Below are 5473 nucleotides of genomic sequence, written 5' to 3'. Positions count from 1 at the left end.
TTTTTATTTCTGTATCATTTTTCCATAACTTTTGTTTTAAGGACATGTCTTTTGGCTACAATTTCTATTTTAATAGTTGTTTCATTGACTACAACAAGGAAACGAATACCATATTGATTTATTGTACTGTCGCCTAATTCGATATCTGTTGTACTTTGAAATAATGCCACAATTCCTTCATCGTAAATCAAATTTCTTAAATATCTGTAATTTTCCGTTCCATAAGAGAAGAGGAAATCAATATCTTTACTAAGCCTGTATTCATCATATTCTAAAGCCAAGAGTGTACCACCACCAAAGTATGCATAAGCTTTTTTGAAAACTTCTGGATTGAAAGCATTAAGGATTTTAAGTATATTATTATGATGATCGAGATGAAACATTTCAAAATCCGGCAGTATCCAGGAGTTATATTTTTTTGCTAAATAATGAACAAAATCTTTCTCTTCTTGTTTTAAATTATTGAAGGTAGTTTGATGATGCCAATTGCGTTGATACAATTGAACAATTTCTTTCTCACTCATTTGATATACATTTTTTAGCTGCCAACCAATAGACTCTAGAAATGGTAGCTTTTGTAGATTGAGCTTAAGCATAATTAACTCTAATGGTTGAATTTTCTCCAATTTATGATTTAGCGATATCCACCTGATTGTAACTATTGTTAGGCGATTTTCCTTTGCGCCTTTGTGAGACAAAAAAGGCGAACTTTTTGGGTTCGCCTTAATTATATGCTGTTGCTCAATCCAAACCCAAATTTAAATCTTCGCTTCTTCTCTCACCAACTTATCCCAACCCAAATCTTTCAAATTATTATTCCGACGCAACGGACGAGTTACCAACTCTAAAATGTCACGCGCATTTGTAAAGCCGTGAATTTGAGCAAAAGTGAACTCCACAGACCACTTAGTATTAATACCCCGTGCTTCCAGTGGATTAGCGTGCGCCATACCAGTAATTACCAAATCTGGTTTCAACTCATAAATCCGTTGAAGTTGATTGTAATTATCCGGCTTCTCCACAATCCTTGGCAGGGGTGAATTCATTTCCTGACAAGTTTTCTCCAGCAATGCCAACTCAGCAGCTTGATAGCGCTTATCCATGTAGGGAATGCCGATTTCGTGAACAGTCATCCCACAACGGATTAAGAATCTTGCTTGGGAAATTTCCAGCAAGTTATCACCCATGAAGAATACAGACTTACCGCGAATCAGTTTCACGTAATCTTCCAACCCTGCCCAAATTTGTGCTTCCCGTTCATCCAAACCTTTGGGAGTAATACCAAACACCGAGCAGATTTTCTCAATCCAAGCACGAGTGCCATCGGGGCCAATCGGGAAGGGTGCGCCAATGAGTTTACACTTGCGGCGGCGCATTAAGGTGGTAGCTGTACGGCTGAGGAAGGGGTTGACACCAGCGACATAATACCCTTCTTCTAGTACTGGCAATTCAGTGAAGCGCTTCGCAGGTAGCCAGCCGGAAACTTTGATGCCTTGTTTCTTCAGTTCCAAGGTTAACTGAGTAACCACGGGGTCGGGAAGGGAGCCAAAGAGAACTAAGGGTGGATGATCCACGTACTCAGATTCATCTTGGGCGACATCTTCTTTCTTCTTACCGAAGTTGAGCAATTTAGCGATCGCATTGCGTTCGTTCTTCTCTGTTTCCGCCACCGGAGCCTTATCAGGACAACGGTTAGCCATTGCTGCTAATACGGTGTCTTCCCCTTGGGTGAAGGCGTAATCTAGACCATTTGCCCGCGCTACAACGATGGGAATCCCAATTTCGGATTCTAGTTTCGGTGCCAAACCTTCTAAATCTGTTTTGATAATTTCCGTAGTGCAAGTGCCAATCCAGACAATTACACTCGGATTGCGATCGCGTTTAATCTGCAAGCACAACCGCTTTAACTCTTCATAATCATTCAGCTGTGCCGAAATATCGCCTTCTTCCAACTCTGCCATTGCATAGCGGGGTTCAGCAAAAATCATTACCCCCATCGCATTTTGCAGGAAGTAGCCACAAGTTTTTGTCCCAATCACCAAAAAGAAGCTATCTTCAATTTTTTGGTATAACCACGCCACGCAGCTAATTGGGCAAAAGGTATGGTAATTCCCGGTTTCACATTCAAAGTTTAAAGCTTCTGGTTGTTGAGCGACAGTCATTTTGGTTTTTTCTCCCCTTGATATTTAATGGCAGATCGACCAATTTTAGATTTTAGATTGATAATTTTGGATTGAAGGCTGGGACAACAAAAGTATCCTCTGTCTAACGACAATTTCCCTAATTCCTCATCCAAAACCGTTCGACTGAGCGTAGCCGAAGTCCCAAATCTAAAACTTAAAATTGCGAAGAACGGCAATAATTAAGCGTTGGGGAAGAGGCGGGCAATTTCTGATTCATCAAAAACGCCTGCTGGCAGTTCTTCCCCCAAAAAATCGTTATTTTCTTCAGCCTTTTGTAAAGCTGTTTCATCACCCCAGACATCTGATAACACGTCTTTAAACGCATTCTCATCTAGTGGACTATCTCCAAGCGCCTCATCTTCGTCTTCATCCAGCTTTACTTCCGTTGCAGCTGTTGTATCGAAGGCAATTTCCCCAAACTCATCTGCTTCTAAACTAGAGCTTTGGAGAGACTCATCTTTTGAGTTGTGTCCGTTGGTTAAGGAAATATCGCCAAAGCCATTTTCCGTTTCTTCCAACTCGCTGATTTCCAGGCTTTCATCCTCAGAATCCACAATTGTGAACTCTTCAACTACCGCCACCGCCACAAAGCCATTGGTATGAGCGTGTGTCAATGTTTCATCTTCAGGCTTTTCATCAATGACAGATGCTGCTTCTTCTACGTATTTTTCTGCATCTGGGTTGACAACGAAGCGATTACCGAGAGCTAAATCTGGGTCAAAATGCAAATCCAGCACTTCAATCAGGGTATCGGCGTCAGGATTGAGTTTGGCAAAGGGCAACATTAACTGCGCTAGTTTTGGCTCTAGGGCGTTAAGAACTCCCAGGATGAGGTAGGAAGGTGGTCGCTTCCCGCCATCAGGGGTGTACACTGATTCCACTTCCATGTGCAGGGTAATCCAGTCTCGATTATTCTGGAAAAATTGCAACCACTTTTGCTTTATTGAATCCGTAAAACTGTGAAAGAAAGCCATGTTATTGTCCCCCATCCTGAGAACTTGGTGATTTATACAATCATCAAGTCTAGTTCCTCTTCTGAATTAGGAACCTGGGGTTTACCCGGATTTAGATAAAAATCAGATAACAAAGAGAACAACTCCCGATCTGGTGAATCATTAGGTACAACACCTTCGGGACGCGCTAGAATTTGGTCGGCGATGTTAAGATAGTAGTCGCAAACGTAGTCTAGGGAAGGATCTTGCTCTGCCATCTCAAACAAAGTCTTACCTTTCACACGGGAAACACGAATATCTTCAATTAAAGGTAGAACTTCTAAAACTGGCATGGGCACTGCTTCTATATATTTTTCAATCAAGTCGCGCTTGGAGGTGCGATTGCCAATTAACCCAGCTAAACGCAGTGGGTGAGTTCTTGCTTTTTCGCGAACTGAAGCAGCGATCCTATTGGCAGCAAATAAAGCATCAAAGCCGTTGTCTGTAACAATCAGGCAGTAATCTGCATAGTTGAGTGGTGCTGCAAAACCACCGCAAACTACGTCACCTAGAACGTCAAAGAGAATTACATCGTACTCATCAAAGGCGTTGAGTTCTTTAAGTAATTTTACGGTTTCACCAACTACGTAACCGCCACATCCAGCACCCGCAGGTGGACCACCAGCTTCTACGCAATCAACACCGCCGTAGCCTTTATAAATTACATCTTCTGGCCACACATCTTCGTAGTGGTAGTCCTTTTCTTGGAGGGTGTCGATAATTGTGGGAATCAAAAACCCAGTCAGGGTGAAGGTGCTGTCATGTTTTGGGTCGCAGCCAATTTGCAGCACTTTCTTGCCACGTTTAGCTAGGGCGACGGATATATTACAGCTAGTTGTGGATTTACCGATACCACCTTTTCCGTAGACTGCTAGTTTCACTGTTGTTTCCCTCTTATAGCTTCTTGTCAAACTTGTGGCTCAAACATTTGCCTTCACCTTTCCTGAGATGGCGATGCGTGAGGTCTGTTGATGTCATTATTGGGCAAATTACTTAGAAAAGAAAGTGGCTCCTAATCTGTAAAACAGTCTTAGACGATGAATTCAAGCTTAATTAAATTTATTTAGGTTTTTATGAATTTTAAAGACCTTAAAAGATTTAAAAATAGACAATAAAAACTTTTTATTATCTATTTTTATAAAAAGAGTTACAAAAAACAAAAAACTGAAATCGTTTTTTTTGAATGCTTTTCATAGAATTAGCTAATGTTTTTAGAACCTGTTTTCAAGGCATTGGGGCGCAGGGTTAGGGCAAACAGAGGTATATGCAGCCTGATGCTGGAAATACTACTGCAATTTGCGTTAGCGTAGCTCACCAAAGGTATCGCAGATAATCTGGCAGTTTTCAATCGGTAGAGCAAACCATTTAATTGCTGCTTGAGAGTGAGTTAGTGTGATTTTGTAAAATATTATTAATTTGCAAGATATCGTGTTTCTGGGTTGAGTCCTATGACAGACTTAACCCCCCTTCCCTACTAGCGTTGGGGAGTAAGATTCAAACCCTCCTTCCTAAAAGAGAGAGCAATGGAAGTGAGGTTAAAATCTTTTGGCTGTGCGGCTTAAGGCAATTAGGACACCTCAGTTTTAATTTCCTGGATTTCTTGTAATGTTTGCCAGCCAGCTTGCCACTGGGAGTTATCTTGTAATAATTTGGCATTTATCCAAAAACGGACTTTAGGATCGCAAGCAGCAACCATTTCAGCGTAAACCCACTTCCCCTGATTTTTCCGATTGACAACTTGGAAATGCCGCCAGCCATCAACTTTTTGCTGTGCTGTCCACTTAGAACCAACTAGGTAAGGAAATTTTTGTTTTTTAGTCATTTGTCATTTGTCATTCGTCATTCGTCATTTGTCATTGGGAAAACACTTTCTTTATTCCCCATTTCCCATTCCCAAATTAAGATGTCACCAAATCACCGTTACGGGTAAACTTTTGGCAATCCAACTCATTATCTTGCTGAACGCATAGCGAAAACCATCTGATATGGCTCCAGCAGGTGTTGATGTTGTTGGTAATTTTGCGCTTTTTCTTAGAAAGGCGTTGTCTTACGACTTCATTAGGACAAAGAATTTCTAACGTACCCGTACCATCTTCGTCATTGACGATGCGAAATAGACAGTCTTGCAACATCGCACGGCTGCTACTGTCGAAGAACCGCTTAAATCGCTGTAGCTTTTCCCCTTCAGTCATTTGGCTGATCGGTTTTATTTTCAAGAAATCTTCATCCTCAAAGTCAAAGTCATTAAACTCAACGAAGTTGTCACCAACCCCGTTGGTCTTCAAAACCGTGCATGAG

At 41.3% G+C, this 5473-nt stretch carries 6 protein-coding genes; all 6 read right to left on the bottom strand.

What is annotated here, in order from left to right; all coding sequences use genetic code 11:
• Window positions 1-14 precede the first annotated feature (14 nt).
• Window positions 15-596: a nucleotidyl transferase AbiEii/AbiGii toxin family protein gene (locus RMX89_RS34345; protein ID WP_322692126.1), complete on the bottom strand. Its 582-nt coding sequence runs from the start codon at window positions 594-596 to the stop codon at window positions 15-17.
• A 162-nt stretch (window positions 597-758) separates the two neighbouring features.
• Complete coding sequence (locus RMX89_RS34340; protein ID WP_292857547.1) at window positions 759-2162, bottom strand: ferredoxin:protochlorophyllide reductase (ATP-dependent) subunit N; 1404 nt, start codon at window positions 2160-2162, stop codon at window positions 759-761.
• Window positions 2163-2362: 200 nt separating this feature from the next.
• Window positions 2363-3157: a DUF5331 domain-containing protein gene (locus tag RMX89_RS34335; protein WP_322692125.1), complete on the bottom strand. Its 795-nt coding sequence runs from the start codon at window positions 3155-3157 to the stop codon at window positions 2363-2365.
• Window positions 3158-3189: 32 nt separating this feature from the next.
• On the bottom strand, window positions 3190-4056 hold the full coding sequence (gene bchL, locus RMX89_RS34330) for a ferredoxin:protochlorophyllide reductase (ATP-dependent) iron-sulfur ATP-binding protein (protein WP_292774821.1): 867 nt from the start codon (window positions 4054-4056) through the stop codon (window positions 3190-3192).
• A 686-nt stretch (window positions 4057-4742) separates the two neighbouring features.
• Window positions 4743-4997: a TIGR02450 family Trp-rich protein gene (locus RMX89_RS34325; RefSeq protein WP_322672297.1), complete on the bottom strand. Its 255-nt coding sequence runs from the start codon at window positions 4995-4997 to the stop codon at window positions 4743-4745.
• Window positions 4998-5073: 76 nt separating this feature from the next.
• Window positions 5074-5391 carry a hypothetical protein gene (locus RMX89_RS34320; RefSeq protein ID WP_322692127.1) on the bottom strand — a complete coding sequence of 106 codons (318 nt, stop codon included), beginning with the start codon at window positions 5389-5391 and terminating at the stop codon, window positions 5074-5076.
• Window positions 5392-5473: the final 82 nt, after the last annotated feature.

Origin of the sequence: Nostoc sp. DedSLP04 (genome assembly GCF_034530775.1) — a bacterium.
Lineage (GTDB): Bacteria > Cyanobacteriota > Cyanobacteriia > Cyanobacteriales > Nostocaceae > Nostoc.
This window is presented reverse-complemented; position numbering and strand designations above follow the sequence as displayed.